Raw genomic sequence first — 16,518 nt, forward strand, 5'->3', positions numbered from 1 at the left:
AGCCATCATCACATTTTTTCACACGGAGTTTCACAGCGGTTCGCCATGGGCAACGCGCCCTCACGTGCCGGAACCCGCACGACACCCCCCACCAGCGACCACAGGCCCCTCATCACGCGGCCGGGCCCCACCCCACCGAGGGGCGGTCCACGTCGCCCGGGGTCGCCATGGGCCGCACCGGGCCCGTCGGCCCCACGGGGCGCCACGTCGCCGCCGGGGCACAGGGAGGACTAGCATCGGGGACGTGAGCACGACGTTGTCAGTAAACACGGAGTCCCCCAGTTCGCTCGACGCCGACGCCGTTGTCGTCGGTTACCACTCCGGAGGCGACGCCCCGGAGCCCGCATCGGGCGCTCATACCGTCGACGCCGCCTTCTCCGGTGGCCTCGGCACGACCCTGTCGCTCCTGGGAGCGAGCGGCGCCCTCGAGGAGGTGCACACCCTTGCCTCCCTCGGGGCCGTCCAGGCCCCGGTCGTCGTCGCGGTCGGTCTCGGCCCGGCGTCCGCCGACGGCTCCGTCGACACCGACGCGCTGTCCCGCGCGGCCGGCGCCGCGCTGCGTTCGCTGAGCTCGCGCCCCGAGGGCGCGGGCCGTGTCGTCCTGGCCCTGCCCGCCACCACCGCCGACCAGGTCGGCGCCGTGGCCCTGGGTGCCCGACTCGGTTCCTACTCCTTCGACCGCTACCGCACCGGTGAGAAGGCCGCCAAGGACACCGAGACCACGCTGACCCTGATCAGCGAGGCCGACGGCGCCTCCGAGGCCGCCGAGCGCGCCGGTGTCCTGGCCGACGCCGTCTCCCTCACCCGCGACCTCGTCAACACCGCCCCGGCCGACCTGGTCCCCGAGGACCTGGCCTCGGTCGCGCAGCAGGTCGCCGAACAGGCCGGCCTGGAGATCGAGGTCCTGGACGAGCGCGCCCTGGCCGAGGGCGGCTACGGCGGTCTGACCGGCGTCGGTCAGGGTTCGGTGAACCCGCCCCGTCTGGTCCGGCTGGCCTACAGCCACCCCGAGGCCACCAAGAAGGTCGCCTTCGTCGGTAAGGGCATCACCTTCGACTCCGGCGGTCTGTCCCTCAAGCCCGCGGGCTCGATGGACTGGATGAAGTCCGACATGAGCGGCGCCGCCTCGGTGCTCTCCGCTCTGCGCGCCATCGCCGCCCTGGGCCTGAAGGTGAACGTCGTCGGCTACCTGGCCGTCGCCGAGAACATGCCCAGCGGCACCGCCCAGCGCCCCTCCGACGTGCTGAGCATCTACGGCGGCAAGACCGTCGAGGTCCTCAACACCGACGCCGAGGGCCGTCTGGTCATGGCCGACGCCCTGGTCCGCGCTCAGGAGGACGAGCCGGACCTGGTCGTGGACATCGCCACCCTCACGGGCGCGCAGATCGTCGCCCTGGGCTCCCGCGTCTTCGCGGTCATGTCCAACGACGACACCGTCCGCGAGGAGATCGTCTCCTCGGCCACCGCCGAGGGCGAGGCCTCCTGGCCGATGCCGCTCCCGAGCGAGATGCGCTCCGGGCTCGACTCCGCGATCGCCGACATCGCGAACATCTCGAACGCGACCGGAGGCGGCATGCTGTCCGCCGGTCTCTTCCTCCAGGAGTTCATCGAGGAGGGCAACAAGTGGGCCCACCTCGACGTCGCCGGGCCCTCCTTCAACCAGGGCGGCCCGCACGGCTATACCCCCAAGGGCGCCACGGGTGCGGGTACCCGCACCCTCGTCCGCATCGCCGAGGACTACGCGGGCAAGTAGTCGTCCGGGGCGGCGCCGATCGAGCCTTCGGCGCCGCCCGCCTCGGCCCACCACGGATTCGGTGTCCGGGCGTCCCCGACCTCGACCGACCGTGGTACCCACCACCATCAGCCACCTGATTTAGGAGTTCGTTCCCGTGAGTGAGAGCGGCGGTACCTTCGACCTCGTCGTCCTTGGCGGCGGCAGTGGCGGCTATGCGGCGGCGCTGCGCGCGGCCGAGCTGGACATGAGCGTCGTCCTGATCGAGAAAGACAAGCTCGGCGGCACCTGCCTGCACCGCGGCTGCATCCCCACCAAGGCCCTCCTGCACTCGGCCGAGGTCGCCGACTCCGCCAAGGAGAGCGAGAACTTCGGCGTCAAGGCCTCCTTCGAGGGCATCGACATCGAGGCCGTCCACAAGTACAAGGACAAGGTCATCGGTGGCCTGCACAAGGGCCTGAGCGGGCTGATCAAGTCCCGCAAGATCACCGTCGTCGAGGGTGAGGGCAAGCTCACCGGCAAGGACGAGGTGACCGTCGACGGCAAGGTCTACAAGGGGAAGAACATCCTCCTGGCGACCGGCTCCAAGCCCAAGACCCTGGGCCTGGAGATCGACGGCGACAAGGTCATGACCAGCGACCAGGCCCTCGGCCTGAACCGCGTCCCCGAGTCCGTCATCGTCCTGGGCGGCGGTGTGATCGGTGTGGAGTTCGCCAGCGTGTGGCGCTCCTACGGCGCCGACGTCACCATCGTCGAGGCCCTCAAGCACCTGGTCCCCGTCGAGGAGGAGTCCAGCTCCAAGCTGCTGGAGCGGGCCTTCCGCAAGCGGAAGATCAAGGCCGAGCTGGGCACCCCCTTCGAGTCGGTCAAGACCACCGACTCCGGCGTGGTCGTCACCCTCCAGGGCGGCAAGACCCTGGAGGCCGAGGTCCTGCTGGTCGCCATCGGCCGCGGCCCGGTCTCCGAGGGCCTGGGCTACGAGGAGCAGGGCATCACCCTCGACCGCGGCTTCGTCAAGGTCGACGAGAACCTGCACACCGGTGTCGGGAACATCTACGCCGTCGGCGACCTGATCCCGACCCTCCAGCTGGCCCACGTCGGCTTCGCCGAGGGCATCTTCGTCGCCGAGCAGATCGCCGGGCAGAACCCGCCGGCGATCGACTACGACGGCGTCCCCCGGGTCACCTACTGTGAGCCCGAGGTCGCCTCCGTCGGTCTGACCACCCAGGTCGCCAAGGAGCGCGGTTACGACGTCGTCGAGATGAACTACAACCTCGCGGGTAACGGCAAGAGCCAGATCCTGCAGACCCAGGGCGCGGTCAAGGTCATCGCCGAGAAGGACGGCCCCGTTCTGGGCGTCCACATGGTCGGCAGCCGCGTCGGCGAGCTCATCGCCGAGGGACAGCTGATCTACAACTGGGAGGCCCTGCCCTCCGAGGTGGCCCAGCTGATCCACCCGCACCCGAGCCAGTCGGAGGCGTTGGGCGAGGCGCACCTCGCGCTGGCGGGCAAGCCCCTCCACGTCCACGACTGATCGCTTCACCAGGGGGCGGGCTCCAGGGCCCGCCCCCGCACACATCCGCGCTGCCCATCAAGGCTTGGGCAGGTATCCGCGCCCAGATCCAACGAGGAACCCATGCCGACTTCCGTTTCCATGCCCGCCCTGGGTGAGAGCGTCACCGAGGGGACCGTCACCCAGTGGCTGAAGAACGTGGGCGACACCGTCGAGGTAGACGAGCCGCTCCTTGAGGTCTCCACCGACAAGGTGGACACCGAGATCCCGTCCCCGGTGTCCGGTGTACTCACCAAGATCCTCGTCGACGAGGACGACACCGTGGAGATCGGCGCGGAGATCGCGATCATCGGTGGCGAGGGCGAGTCCGCCGACGCGCCGGCCGAGCCCGAGCCCGCCGCCGCTCCCGAGCCGGAGGCCGAGCCCGAGCCCGCCCCGGCCGCCGAGGAGCCCGCCCCCACGCCCGAGCCCGCTCCCGCGAGCCCCGCGGCCACGGGCACCGGTACTCCGGTGGACATGCCCGCCCTGGGTGAGAGCGTCACCGAGGGGACCGTCACCCAGTGGCTCAAGAGCGTGGGCGACACCGTCGAGGTGGACGAGCCGCTGCTCGAGGTCTCCACCGACAAGGTGGACACCGAGATCCCGTCCCCGGTCGCCGGTGTGCTCACCGAGATCCTGGTGGCCGAGGACGAGACGGTGGAGATCGGCGCCCGTATCGCCCTGATCGGCGGCTCCGCCTCCGCTCCCGCCGCTCCCGCCGAGTCCGCTCCCGCTCCGGCCGCCCCGAAGCCCACGAGCGCCCCCGCCCCGGCCACGCCTGCTCCCGCCGCACAGGAGCAGGACTCCGAGGGGGGCCCGTCCGTGGACGTCGAGACGCTGAGCGGAACCGGTCGCGCCTCCGGCACCGACGCCGTGACCGAGGCCTACGTGACCCCGCTGGTCCGCAAGCTCGCCGGCGAGCACCGTGTCGACCTGAGCCGTGTCACCGGCACCGGCGTGGGCGGTCGCATCCGCAAGCAGGACGTGCTCAAGGCCGCCGAGGCACGGAGCTCGGCCGCCGCCGCTCCGCGCCGGACCGGCTCGGACACGTCGCTGCGCGGGCGCACCGAGAAGCTGACGCGTCTGCGTCTGTCCATCGCCGACCGCATGGTGGAGTCGCTGCACGTCTCCGCCACGACCACCCAGGTCATCGAGGTCGACGTCACCAAGATCGCGCGCCTGCGCACCCAGGCCGCGGCCGACTTCACCAAGCGTGAGGGCGTGGACCTGGACTTCTTCCCGTTCTTCGCGCTGGCCGCGGTGGAGGCCCTCAAGGCCCACCCCGAGGTCAACGCGGTGATCGACAGCCAGGCCCAGACGGTGACCTACCACGACATCGAGAACCTGGCGATCTCGGTGGACACCGAGCGCGGTCTGCTCGCCCCGGTCGTCAAGGACGCCGGTTCGCTGAACCTGGGCGGTCTGGCCCGGACCATCACCGACCTGACCGAGCGGGCCCACACCGCCGTTCTGAGCCCGGACGAGCTGGTCGGCGGTACCTTCACCATCACCGACACCGGCCACACCGGCGCCCTGTTCGGCACCCCGATCATCAACCAGCCCCAGGTCGCGATCCTGGGCGCGGGCGCGGTCGTCAAGCGCCCGGTCGTGGTCGAGGACTCCGCCATGGGCGGCGAGGTCATCGCGGTCCGGTCGATGGTCTACCTGTCGATGGCCCACGACCACCGTCTGATCGACAGCGCCGACGCCGGCCGCTTCCTCCAGACGGTCAAGGCCCGTCTGGAGGAGGGCGCCTTCGAGAGCGAGCTCGGTCTGGCCTGATCAGGGCCTCGATCCGCTCCGTGTGAGCCGGGCCCGGCCCGGGTACCGTCCGTGGTACCCGGGCCGGGCCCTTTCGTGTACGTACGGGATCCACCGTCCGGAGTGGCCGGGGTCTCCTCGCACCCGGTTGACCTCAACCGAACTCCAGGTTCTAACGTGGCAGGGTACGTCCACAGCGAGCGTCCCACCGGCAAAGGACCCCCATGTATCGAGAGAACCTTCGAATCGCGGTCGTCCTGGGAGGCGACCATCGAGGGCGTACGGGGCTCCGCGTCTCCTCCTGGTTCCTCGACCTGCTGACGGCCCGTCCCGGTGTGGAGATCGACGTCCTGGACGTGGCCGAGCACCGGGGCGACGGGCACGGCACCCCTTCGGAGCTCTTCTCCGCCTCGGTGGCGGCCGCCGACGGCTTCGTCGTGGTCACCCCGGAGTACAACCACGGCTATCCGGGACCGTTGAAGAGCGCCATCGACTCCGCCCGCCGGGAGTGGTTCGCCAAGCCGGTCGCCTTCGTCTCCTACGGGGGCATGTCGGGCGGCCTGCGCGCGGTGGAGCAGTTGCGGACGGTCTTCGCCGAACTGCACGTGACCTCGGTACGCACCTCGGTGAGCCTGCACAACGCCCGGGAGATGTTCGCCGACGGCGCCGTCTCGGGGGAACGCGGCGCGGGTGCCGCGGCGGCCGTGGCGGAGATGCTGGACCAACTGACGTGGTGGGCGCTCTCCCTGCGCGAGGCACGCGATCGCCGCCCCTTCCCCGGTTAGCGGAAAAGGGCCGGAAAAGGTGGACGGGGCGGCGCCGTAACGGCACCGCCCCGCCTTTCTACCCCACCAATCACCATCCCCTGATGATCCCCATCATCAAAGGTCTGTGGTCGGGCGCACCACCGCCTGAACGGCGGATGGTCGCCCACAGTGCCTCCGCGATGACGCGGAGTTCCATGTCCCACTCCTCAACCTAGAAGACCCGGCCCCTCCCCGCAGAGGTTTCACCGAAAAAGCCGGAGAAAAATTCGAACGACCTCGACGGCAACGGGTAGACCCTCGTCATGCGAGTGGCGATCACGGGTGCGACAGGGCTGATCGGCCGGGCACTGACCACGTCCCTCCTCTCGGACGGGCACACGGTCGTGCGGCTGGTACGCCGACCTCCCCTCGACGGAGGGGCCCCGGGCCTGGAGGAGGCCGAGTGGCGGGCCGAGCAGGGGCGCGTGGACTCCGTGGCCCTACGGGGAACGGACGCGGTGGTGCATCTGGCGGGCGCCCCCGTGGTCGCGAGGCCCTGGGCCCGTCGCAGACACGAGCTCGTCCATCGCAGCAGGGCGCACTTCACCCGGGAGCTGTGCCGGGCCCTGGCGGGCATGGACCACCCGCCTCCCCGCCTCCTGAGCGCCTCGGGGGTGCACTACTACGGGCGGACCGGGAGCACCGTGGCCGTGGAGGGCCACCCGCCGGGCCGGGGCTTCCTGTCCCGGGTGTGCCGCGACTGGGAGGAGGCCACCCTGCCCGCGGAGGAGGCCGGGATGTCGGTGGCCCATCTGCGCACCGGACTGGTCCTGGCCCGCGAGGGCGGGCTGCTGCGGACCCTGGTCCCGTTACAGCGGATGGGTCTGGGCCGTCGCCTGGGCCCCGGCGACCAGTACCTGACCTGGATCTCCCTGACCGACCAGGTGGGCGCCATCCGTTTCCTGCTGGAACGTCCGGACCTCACCGGGCCGGTGAACCTCTGCTCCCCCGAGCCCGTCGGCAACGCGGCCTTCTGCCGCGAGCTCGGCCGCGCCCTGGGCCGCCCCGCGCTCCTCCCGATCCCCGCCGCCCTGGTGCGCGCGACCCTGGGAGGGCCGGCCGAGGAGAGCGTCCTCCTCGATCTGAGGGCGCACCCCGAACGTCTGGAGAAGGCCGGGTATTCCTTCTCGTTCCCCATGGTCGATCGTGCTCTTTCCGACATCCTGACCCACCCTCGACCCTCGACCGGGGCGTAAGGTGGTGGTGTGAATGATCTCGTTTACGCATGGCTGGGCGATGCTCCCGTCCCCTACCACCAGGGCTGGGATCTCCAGAAACGGCTCCACCAGAGTCGTGTCGCCGACGAGGTGGCCGACACCGTCCTCCTCCTGGAGCACGAGCCCGTGTACACGGCGGGCAAGCGCACCGGGAGGTGGGATCGTCCCATCACCGACCCCGGCGCTCCCGTCGTGGACATCGATCGGGGCGGCAAGATCACCTGGCACGGCCCCGGACAGCTCACGGTGTACCCCATCGTGCGGCTGGCCCAGCCGATAGACGTGGTCGCCTATGTTCGCATGTTGGAGGAGGCCGTCATCCGCACCATCGCGGAGTACGGCCTGACCGGCAGGCGGGTGGAAGGGCGCAGCGGGGTCTGGCTCGACGCCGACCCCGAGCGCGGTCTGATCGAGCGCAAGATCTCGGCGATCGGCTGTCGTATCGCCCGCGGGGTCGGTATGCACGGATTCGCCCTCAACTGCGACAATGACATGTCGTGGTTCGATCGGATCGTCCCTTGCGGGATCACCGACGCGGGGGTCACCTCGCTCACCAGGGAGCTGGGGCGCACCGTCACCGTCGCCGACGTGCGACCGAGCCTCGAACGCCACCTGGCCGATGTCCTCGGCGCGTCGGACTACAGCCACACCGACGGCGCCGGGATGCTCTCCGTCGCCACCGCCCGATGATGACAGACCACACCATGAGCCAGCCCCCACCGGGACACGATGCCCGAACCGAGGGCGAGAGGGTCCCCGTCACAGGGGTACAGAAGGGAACGGGTTCGCGTTGACCATCGCTCCTGAGGGCCGCAAGCTGCTGCGCGTGGAGGCGCGTAACAGCGAGACCCCCATCGAGAGAAAGCCGCCGTGGATCAAGATCAAGGCGCACATGGGGCCCGAGTACACCGAGCTCCAGTCCCTGGTCAAGGGTGAGGGCCTGCACACCGTCTGCCAGGAGGCGGGCTGCCCCAACATCTACGAGTGCTGGGAGGACCGCGAGGCCACCTTCCTCATCGGCGGCGACCAGTGCACGCGCCGATGCGACTTCTGCCAGATCGCCACCGGCAAGCCGACCGCCCTGGACAAGATGGAGCCGCTCAAGGTCGCCACCTCCGTCCAGAAGATGGAGCTGCGCTACGCCACCATCACCGGTGTGGCCCGCGACGACCTGGAGGACGGCGGCGCCTGGCTCTACGCCGAGACGGTCCGCAAGATCCACGAGCTCAACCCCGGCACCGGTGTCGAGCTGCTGATCCCGGACTTCAACGCCGAGCCCGACCAGCTCGCCGAGGTCTTCGGATCGCGCCCGGAGGTCCTGGCGCACAACGTGGAGACCGTGCCGCGGATCTTCAAGCGCATCCGTCCGGGCTTCCGCTACGAGCGTTCCCTCAAGGTCATCACCGAGGCGCGCGACTACGGTCTGGTCACCAAGTCGAACCTGATCCTGGGCATGGGCGAGACCCGTGAGGAGATCAGCGAGGCCATGCGCGACCTCCACGAGGCCGGCTGCGACCTGCTGACCATCACCCAGTACCTGCGTCCGTCCAAGCTGCACCACCCGATCGACCGCTGGGTGAAGCCGCAGGAGTTCGTGGAGCTGGGCAAGGAGGCCGAGGAGATCGGCTTCGCCGGTGTCATGTCCGGTCCGCTGGTGCGTTCCTCCTACCGAGCGGGAACGCTGTACAAGCAGGCCCGCGAGAAGCGTGACGCCGAGGCCGCGACCGCCGCGAACGGGACATGACGATCGATACACCCGAGTCGTGATCAAGCTGGAACGGTGGCCCGCGGGCCACCGTTCCGCATGTGGGCGCGCGGACACATATCCTGGTGGTTCCAGGGCGCCCGTTTCGTGGCGCCGGGAGGCGCCGCATCGAAGGTCGACCGCGAAGAGGAGGCAAGGCAGCTCAGGGATCTCCTTCCCCACCGATCAACTCGGTGTGCGCTGCCTGAAAGCACGATGGCGAAGAAGTCCGACACCACGTCCGCCGGTAAGGGTGACGCGAAGCAGCCGGGCCGGTTGAAGCAGATCGGCATGGTCGCCAAGGTCGTCCATCAGCAGAGTCCGCGTACGATCCCGCTCGCGATCACCGTCGCGGTCGTGATCCTCGCGATCTTCATCGGTATCGGCATCTGGACCGGTTCCTGGATCATCTGGCCGCTGACCGGTCTGCCCGTCGCCTTCCTGGTCGGCTTCATCATGTTCACCCGCTCGGCCCAGCGCGTGCAGTACAAGATGCTGGACGGCCGTCTGGGCGCCGGTATGGCGATCCTGGAGAACATGCGCGGCAACTGGGTGGTCGAGCCCGGTGTCGCCGCCAACAAGCAGATGGACGTGGTCCACCGCGTCGTGGGCCGTCCCGGCGTCATCCTCGTCGGTGAGGGCGACCCCGGCCGTCTGCGCGGCCTGATCGCGGGCGAGAAGAAGCGTGTGGCGCGCGTCGCCCACGACACGCCCATCTACGACTTCAAGGTCGGCAACGGCGAGGACCAGGTCCCGGTGTCCAAGCTCCAGCGGACCCTGGTGAAGCTGCCCAGGAACCTGGACAAGGCCGGCACCGCAGAGCTGAACTACCGGCTCAAGGCGCTGCCCGCCGCGATGCAGATGCCCAAGGGCCCCATGCCCAAGGGCGCCAAGCTGCCCAAGGGCATGCGCGGCCAGAGCGGCGGCACCGCCTGATCACGACCGTGCTCGCATGAGCTCTCACGGCGACCTTCGGGGCCGTCGCACCGATCGGTGCGACGGCCCCGTTCTCATGCGCCGGTCCCGGGTTCCGACTCGTAGTCGATGAGGTCTCCGGGAGAGCAGTCCAGCTCCCGGCAGAGGGCCGCCAGGGTGGAGAAGCGGATCGCCCTGGCCCGCTGGTTCTTGAGCACCGACAGGTTGACGATGGTGACACCGACCCGTTCGGCCAACTCGGTGAGGGTCATCCCGCGCTCGGCCAGGATCCGGTCCAGGTGGATCCTGATCCCGGTGGTCTCCTCCGGCGGCATCAGACGAGGCCTTCGACGTCGTGACGCAGCCGCGCGCCCCGTCGGAAGATCTCGGCGAGCGCCGCCAGGATCAGACCGACCAGGACCAGGGGCACCGTCCCGCCCTCCAGACCGAAGGTGAACGTGAGGGAGGGGTCCGTTCCCAGGGCCCGGCTCTCCAGCACCGCACCGGTGACCCCGGCGCAGGCCGGAACCAGGAGGGAGCCGGTGATCACCGTGAGGGCGACGGTGTAGGCGCGGCGCACGTTGGCGGGTGAGAACGGGTCCCCCTCGCGCAGGGACGGGAGCATGCGCAACAGCAGGTAGGCGACCAGGCCGATGGCCAGGGTCGTGAGCAGCGCGGGGGCCACGAGGAGCAGGCGTTCGCCCACCGAGGGGTCTTGGAAGACGAGCACCATCCGCTCGACCCCCTCGATGGTGACGTTCCCGTGGGGGACGACCCCCGTCACGGAGGTCGAGGCCTCGGAGGGCAGGGGCCTGGTGAGCAGGTCGAGTCCGGCCCTGCTGTCGGCACGGACGAAACCGAGCCCCCAGACCACCAGGAAGAGCCCGTGCAGAGCCTGGAGCGCCAGGAAGACGGCGAGGACGAAGGTGAGGATCACGGAGTCCGTCCGTGACCAGAGCAGTACGTGTCGGCGACTCATGGCACCACTTTCTTATCGATCATCGATATTAACGATAAACGATAATTTCTGGGCTCGGGACGGGGCCCCGGGTGGTCCGGGAACGCCGCGGGGGCGGGACCCCCGTTCGGAATCTCCGCCCCCGCGACCGCCGTCGTTCTCAGTCGCAGCTCACCTTGTCCGCCGCCGCGCTGTTGGTCTCCAGACCGTCCAGGACGTCGCCGCCGGACCCCCCGGACCCTTCGCCGCCGCCACCGCCGACACCGGACACCCCGGACCAGTCGGCGCCCATCACCAGCTCCAGGTCATCGCCCAGAGTGGGCTCCTCGACGACCTCCGCGCCACCGGTCAGGGCCGAGGCCAGGAGTTCGGCCTCCCCGTCCAGCCCCGCGCCGTGGTAGACGGTCGTGGCCTCGGGGGCGCGCAGCTCGGGGTTGCCGGTACCGACTACACCGAAGCCCTCGGCCGCCAGCAGCGGTTCGACCTGCGCCCCCAGCCCGTCGATGCCGGTGTTGTTGAGCAACGTCAGGGAGACGTCGGAGGGCTCGACCTCGCTCTCCTCCTCCGAGGAGTCGGAGTCGTCGGAGCCCTCCTCCGGGTCCTCGGTGAGCTCACCGGCGGCCACCGCCGAGAAGAGCTCGGAGGCGTCGGGCTCCATGAGCTCGACCTTGTCCGGGTTGGGCTGGTAGTCCATGACGGGGGCGGTGACCATGTTCATCCGGCCCAGGTCGACCTCGCGCATCGCCGCGGCCAGCTCGGCCATCTTGGCGTTGTTGAACTGGTCGTCGGTCACGAGGCTGTCGGTGACCGAGTCCAGGAACCCGGCGAGGTTGCCCGGACTGGTGAGGATGTCGCCCGAGGTGACCTCGCGCAGGATGGCGCCCATCATGCGCTGCTGGTTCTCGATCCGCCCCAGGTCGCTCCCGGTCTCCGTACTGTCCCGGGACCGGGCCAGGCCCAGCGCCTGCTCACCGTTGAGCCGCTGGGTCCCCGCGTCCAGGGTCAGATGCGCCTTGGGGTCGTCGATCGCCTCGGGGACGCACATCTCGATACCGCCGACGGAGTCGACGATCTGCTCGAAGCCCGCGAAGTCCACCAGGACCAGGTGGTCGAGGTGGATCCCGGTGACGGTCTCCACGGTATTGCCCTGGCAGTCCATCCCGCCGTAGGTCATGGCGTGGTTGATCTGGTCGACACCGCCGGCCCAGCCCTCGCCCTCCTCTCCGGGGTCGCACGGGGGGATGTCGACCATCGTGTCGCGCGGCAGGTTGACCATGGTCACCCCGCCCTGGTCGACGTCGATGCTGACGACGACCAGCACGTCCGGGCGGATGCCGTTGAGGTCGTTGTAGGCGGCGTCCTCCCCCGCCCTCTCGTCGGTGCCCAACAGGAGGATGTTGTTCACACCGTCGACCTGGGCGGGGCGATCGCCCCAACCATCGGGGTCCACATGGGCGGTCTGGATACCGAGGACGTCCTGGTAGAAGCCGTAGCCCACCAGACTTCCCGCGATGACCACGCCGGTCATCGCGCAGGCCGCCCACTTGCCGAGGGTCATCTTGGCGGCGACGGCGGCCGTAGACACGTTTCTTGGGGCCAACAGGGCACCTGCGATCCGTTCCGGGGCACGAGAGGGAGTGTCCGACCTGAGGGGGACCCGCCCCGGAGCTCGTTCCCCGGTCGGGTAATCGGACGTAACCCACCGGATGGTACCGGAACGGTCTCACCGTGTCAGATCCCGGCCATCGGCACGGCCCACCCCACCCCCACTCCAACAGAGGGCGAAATCGCAGGTCATGGACGTGAGACGACGTCGGCGCCCCCCGAAGGACACCGACGTCGCCACCTCGATCCGCGAACCCTTAGCAGGCGCTCTCGGGCGCCTCCTCGGCGGTGACCCCGCCCAGGTCGTCGGTGATGGACAGGTCGGTCTCGGCCGAGGAATCCCCGACGAAACCGTTCCAGTCGGCGCTGGCCACCAGCTCGAGGGTCTGCTCCAGCCCCTCGGCCTCCTCGATCTGGGCGTTCTCGAGGGTGCCGGCCAGCAGCTCGGCGGCGGCCTTGTCGTCGGGGCCGTAGTAGACGGTGGTGGCGTCGGGGACCCGGAGCTCGGGGTTCCCCGTACCCGTGACCACGTAACCCTCCTGGGCCAGGACCGCCTGGATCTCCAGGGCCAGCCCGTCGATCCCGGTGTTGTTGAGGATCTCGACGGAGACCTCCTCGGGGGCCACCGGACTCTCGTCCGTCTCCTCGTCCGAGGATCCCGCGTCGTCGCCCCCGGACAGGTCGACCCCGGCGTTGATCGCCTCGAACAGCTCCGAGGCCTGGGGCTGGCTCATCATGATGCGGTTCTCGTCGTCGGGGTGCGCCCCGTTGGGGACGGTGACGAACTGGACCTTGCCCAGGTCGACCTCGCGCATCGAGATGGCGATGTCGGTCATGGTCTCGACGGTGAGCTCGTCGTCGGTGGTGATGGAGTCGGTCACGGCTCCCAGGAAGTTGGTGATCGTCACCGGGTTGGTCATGACCTCGCTGCTGAGGACCTCGCGCAGCATGGCGCCCATGAACTCCTGCTGACGGTCGATCCGGGACAGGTCGCTGCCGTCGCCCTGGGCGTAGCGGGAGCGCACGAAGCCCAGGGAGTCCTCGCCGTCGAGCTTCTGGAGACCGGCCTCCAGCGTCAGGTGCGCCTTGGGGTCGTCGACCGGTTCGGGGATGCACATCTCCACGCCGCCGATGGCGTCCACCATGTCCTTGAACCCGACGAAGTCCATCATGATGAAGTGGTCCAGGTGGACACCGGTGACCTGCTCGACCACCTTCCACTGGCACCCCACACCGCCGACGGTCATCGCGGAGTTGATCATGCCCTGGTGCGGGGACATGCCCTCGTAGCCCTCGCTCGGCTCACAGGCCGGCATGTCGACCATGAGGTCGCGGGGCAGGTTGACCAGGGTGGCGGCCCCGTTGTCCACGTTGACGCTGACGATGAGCATCGTGTCGGGGCGTTCGCCCTCGGCCACGCCGTAGTCGGCGTTCTCGCCGGAACGGACGTCGGAACCGATCACCAGGAGGTTCATGACCCCCTCGACGCTGGTGGGCCGATCCCACTCGTCGGTGTCGACCCGAGTGGTCGTGATGTTGCCGATCAGGCCCTGGTACCAGCCGTACCCGCCGAGCCCGGCGATGATGGTGAGCGCGGTCGCGATACAGGCGACCCAGTGCCCGGTGGACAACCGTGCGGCGCCCAGGGCGCCGGAGGCGCGGGGGGCGGATCGTTTTCCAGCCATGCGAACCTTCGGATGCGAAGAGACCTAGAGGGGGCGGGGTCAAGGCGGCCCACAGGTCGCGGCCCCGGGAAAGCTGTGAACGGATGCTAACAGCCGTACGGAAGAGGTACTGAACGCTTCGGTGGAGGATCCGACGCCGGGAGAGGCGTGCCGTATTCGATCAGTAACGAGTGGTGATCGTCCCGGCGGCCCGGTCGTGCAGGCCGCGAGTGTCGCGATCGTACACCACGGCCGGGATGACCAGGCAGAGGAGCAGGGTACGCGCGGTCATGGACAGGAACCAGGGCCAGGTGCGCTCCCCCGTGGCCGTGATGCCGACGCCGACGATCCGCCGCCCGATCGTTGTACCGAAAAGGGTCAGCAGGACGATGTTCATCGCCGCGAACACCACCAGAGTGGACAGGGTGGTGAAGTTGGTCAGGGCCAGGGCCTCCTCCTCACCGCCGGAGGCGGCGGCCGCGGCCAGGTCCTGTCCGATCAACCCGAGGGAGACGGCGCCCCACACCAGCAGGACGGCCAGGCCCCAGTCCAGCGCCAGGCCGACCAGACGTCGCATGACCCCGGGGACCGAACCGGGACCGTTCTCGGGCAGGCCGAGCCGGTTGCCCCGGTAGCGGAAGTCGTCGTCGGGGGTGGCGGCCGACCGGCTCTTGTCACTCATGTCATTCACGGTATAGGCACGTCGTGGGCGCGCGTACGCGGGTCGAGGGGGCCGGTGCGATACCGGTCTCGCACCGGGGTGGCGATGGTCACCGGCAGACCCCGGGAACATCCCGTTTCACCCGTGGAACACGCGGAACCAGCAGGTGGAAGGACACATCGCCCGCGGACGGCCGGCTCCGTAACATGCAGGAAACAATCGAGACATGGCGTGGAAATCACGCGCTCATAGCTTCGAAGAGAAGCCGGGAGACGGTGCGGCCCGACCCCTGAGGGGCCGGAGGGCCGCCGTCTCAGCCACCTGCACGGAGGTTCCGTTTTGTTCAGCAGCGTCGATGAGGTGCTCGCTTACATCCGCGACGAGGACGTCAAGTTCCTCGACGTCCGTTTCTCGGACCTGTTCGGGGGTGTGAACCACGTCACCCTTCCGGTGGAGAACGTCGACGAGTCCACGTTCACCGAGGGCCAGATGTTCGACGGCTCCTCGATCCGCGGCTTCCAGGCCATCCACGAGTCCGACATGCTGCTGCTCCCCGACCTGAGCACCGGCGTCCTCGACCCGTTCCGCAAGCACAAGACGTTGAACATGACGTTCTTCGTCCACGACCCGCTCACCCTGGAGTCCTACAGCCGCGACCCGCGCAACATCGCGCGCAAGGCCGAGGCCTACCTGCGCGGCTCCGGTGTGGCCGACACGGCGTTCTTCGGTCCCGAGGCCGAGTTCTACATCTTCGACGACGTCAAGTTCGAGACGCGTTCGAACACCGGCTACTACGAGATCGACTCCATCGAGGGCGCCTGGAACACCGGCTCCTCCATCGAGGGCGGCAACCGCGGCTACCGTCCGCGCTACAAGGGCGGCTACTTCCCGGTCGAGCCGGTCGACCACTACAGCGACCTGCGCTCGGACATGGTCCGCGCCCTGATCGACGCCGGCATCGAGGTCGAGCTCCAGCACCACGAGGTCGGCACCGCCGGGCAGGCCGAGATCGGCATCAAGTTCGGCACCCTCCTGAGCTCGGCCGACCAGATCCAGCTCTACAAGTACATCGTGAAGAACGTCGCCAACGAGGCCGGCAAGACCGCGACGTTCATGCCCAAGCCGCTCTTCGGCGACAACGGCTCCGGCATGCACTGCCACCAGAGCCTGTGGAAGGACGGCGAGCCGCTCTTCTTCGACGAGTCCGGCTACGGTCAGCTCTCCGACATGGCCCGCCACTACATCGGCGGTCTGCTCAAGCACGCCCCGGCGCTGCTGGCCTTCACCAACCCGACGGTGAACTCCTACCACCGTCTGGTGCCGGGTTACGAGGCCCCGATCAACCTGGTCTACAGCCAGCGCAACCGTTCGGCCTGCATCCGTCTGCCGCTCACCGGGTCCAACCCCAAGGCGAAGCGGATCGAGTACCGCGTTCCGGACCCCTCGGCCAACCCGTACCTGGCCTTCTCCGCCATGCTGATGGCCGGTCTGGACGGTATCCGCAACAAGATCGAGCCGCCGGAGCCGGTCGACAAGGACCTCTACGAGCTGCCCCCGGCCGAGGCCGAGGCCATCGAGACGGTCCCCGCGTCCCTGGACGCGGCCCTGGAGGCCCTGGAGAACGACTACGAGTTCCTCCTGGAGGGCGGGGTCTTCACCAAGGACCTGATCGACACCTACATCGACTACAAGCGCACCGAGGAGATCGAGTCGCTGCGCCTGCGCCCGCACCCGCGTGAGTTCGAGCTCTACTACGACGTCTAAGGACATATGACGTACGACGCCGGACGCGGGCCCACGAATCCAGAGGGGGCGCGGCACGAGATGGAGGTGACAAGAAGTTGGGCGGTGGGGGGGGGGCGAGGGGGTAGGCCCTAAAAGACCCCGGGGGGGGGAGGTGGGG

Annotated in this window: 14 protein-coding genes; 9 read left to right on the forward strand and 5 right to left on the reverse strand. The window is 69.2% G+C overall.

Annotated features, from left to right (window positions below):
- Window positions 1–244: 244 nt before the first annotated feature.
- The 8 genes from U9J66_RS24405 to U9J66_RS24440 all read left to right on the forward strand — a co-directional run bounded on the left by U9J66_RS24405 (window position 245) and on the right by U9J66_RS24440 (window position 9,748).
- A complete protein-coding gene (locus U9J66_RS24405; protein WP_161110196.1) occupies window positions 245–1,753 on the forward strand; it encodes a leucyl aminopeptidase in 1,509 nt (502 codons plus the stop codon).
- Window positions 1,754–1,889: 136 nt separating this feature from the next.
- Entirely contained in the window at window positions 1,890–3,266 is a 1,377-nt protein-coding gene (lpdA, locus tag U9J66_RS24410) for a dihydrolipoyl dehydrogenase (RefSeq protein ID WP_014912445.1), read from the forward strand.
- A 102-nt stretch (window positions 3,267–3,368) separates the two neighbouring features.
- Window positions 3,369–5,066, forward strand: coding sequence for a 2-oxoglutarate dehydrogenase, E2 component, dihydrolipoamide succinyltransferase (sucB, locus tag U9J66_RS24415; protein WP_326338874.1), 1,698 nt, complete (start codon window positions 3,369–3,371; stop codon window positions 5,064–5,066).
- Window positions 5,067–5,269: 203 nt separating this feature from the next.
- The gene (locus U9J66_RS24420) at window positions 5,270–5,830 is read left to right on the forward strand and encodes an NADPH-dependent FMN reductase (protein ID WP_326338876.1); all 561 of its coding nucleotides are present in this window, start codon (window positions 5,270–5,272) and stop codon (window positions 5,828–5,830) included.
- Window positions 5,831–6,114: 284 nt separating this feature from the next.
- A complete protein-coding gene (locus U9J66_RS24425) occupies window positions 6,115–7,047 on the forward strand; it encodes a TIGR01777 family oxidoreductase (RefSeq protein ID WP_161110198.1) in 933 nt (310 codons plus the stop codon).
- Between the two features lie 9 nt (window positions 7,048–7,056).
- Window positions 7,057–7,758: a lipoyl(octanoyl) transferase LipB gene (gene lipB / locus U9J66_RS24430; RefSeq protein ID WP_014909162.1), complete on the forward strand. Its 702-nt coding sequence runs from the start codon at window positions 7,057–7,059 to the stop codon at window positions 7,756–7,758.
- A gap of 100 nt (window positions 7,759–7,858) precedes the next feature.
- Window positions 7,859–8,812, forward strand: coding sequence for a lipoyl synthase (gene lipA, locus U9J66_RS24435; protein WP_014910578.1), 954 nt, complete (start codon window positions 7,859–7,861; stop codon window positions 8,810–8,812).
- 216 nt (window positions 8,813–9,028) lie between these two features.
- Complete coding sequence (locus U9J66_RS24440) at window positions 9,029–9,748, forward strand: DUF4191 domain-containing protein (protein WP_014909057.1); 720 nt, start codon at window positions 9,029–9,031, stop codon at window positions 9,746–9,748.
- 74 nt (window positions 9,749–9,822) lie between these two features.
- Here U9J66_RS24440 and U9J66_RS24445 read toward each other — a convergent pair whose 3' ends face one another.
- The 5 genes from U9J66_RS24445 to U9J66_RS24465 form a co-directional block, all read right to left on the reverse strand.
- Window positions 9,823–10,062, reverse strand: a complete 240-nt coding sequence (locus U9J66_RS24445; RefSeq protein ID WP_326338877.1) for a helix-turn-helix domain-containing protein — start codon at window positions 10,060–10,062, stop codon at window positions 9,823–9,825.
- Window positions 10,062–10,706, reverse strand: a complete 645-nt coding sequence (locus U9J66_RS24450; protein WP_326338878.1) for a DUF2975 domain-containing protein — start codon at window positions 10,704–10,706, stop codon at window positions 10,062–10,064. The genes U9J66_RS24445 and U9J66_RS24450 overlap by 1 nt, the downstream gene beginning before the upstream one ends.
- A 139-nt stretch (window positions 10,707–10,845) precedes the next feature.
- Window positions 10,846–12,270 (reverse strand): LCP family protein, encoded by a 1,425-nt coding sequence (locus U9J66_RS24455; RefSeq protein ID WP_042283742.1) that lies wholly within the window; start codon window positions 12,268–12,270, stop codon window positions 10,846–10,848.
- 277 nt (window positions 12,271–12,547) lie between these two features.
- Window positions 12,548–13,975, reverse strand: a complete 1,428-nt coding sequence (locus U9J66_RS24460) for an LCP family protein (RefSeq protein ID WP_326338881.1) — start codon at window positions 13,973–13,975, stop codon at window positions 12,548–12,550.
- Window positions 13,976–14,135: 160 nt separating this feature from the next.
- Complete coding sequence (locus tag U9J66_RS24465; RefSeq protein ID WP_026125093.1) at window positions 14,136–14,636, reverse strand: RDD family protein; 501 nt, start codon at window positions 14,634–14,636, stop codon at window positions 14,136–14,138.
- 318 nt (window positions 14,637–14,954) lie between these two features.
- Between U9J66_RS24465 and glnA the strand changes: the two genes are divergently transcribed.
- Window positions 14,955–16,379: a type I glutamate--ammonia ligase gene (gene glnA / locus U9J66_RS24470; protein ID WP_014908758.1), complete on the forward strand. Its 1,425-nt coding sequence runs from the start codon at window positions 14,955–14,957 to the stop codon at window positions 16,377–16,379.
- The last annotated feature ends 139 nt before the right edge of the window (window positions 16,380–16,518 follow it).

The organism is Nocardiopsis sp. LDBS1602 (assembly GCF_035818715.1).
Taxonomy (GTDB): Bacteria; Actinomycetota; Actinomycetes; order Streptosporangiales; family Streptosporangiaceae; genus Nocardiopsis; species Nocardiopsis alba.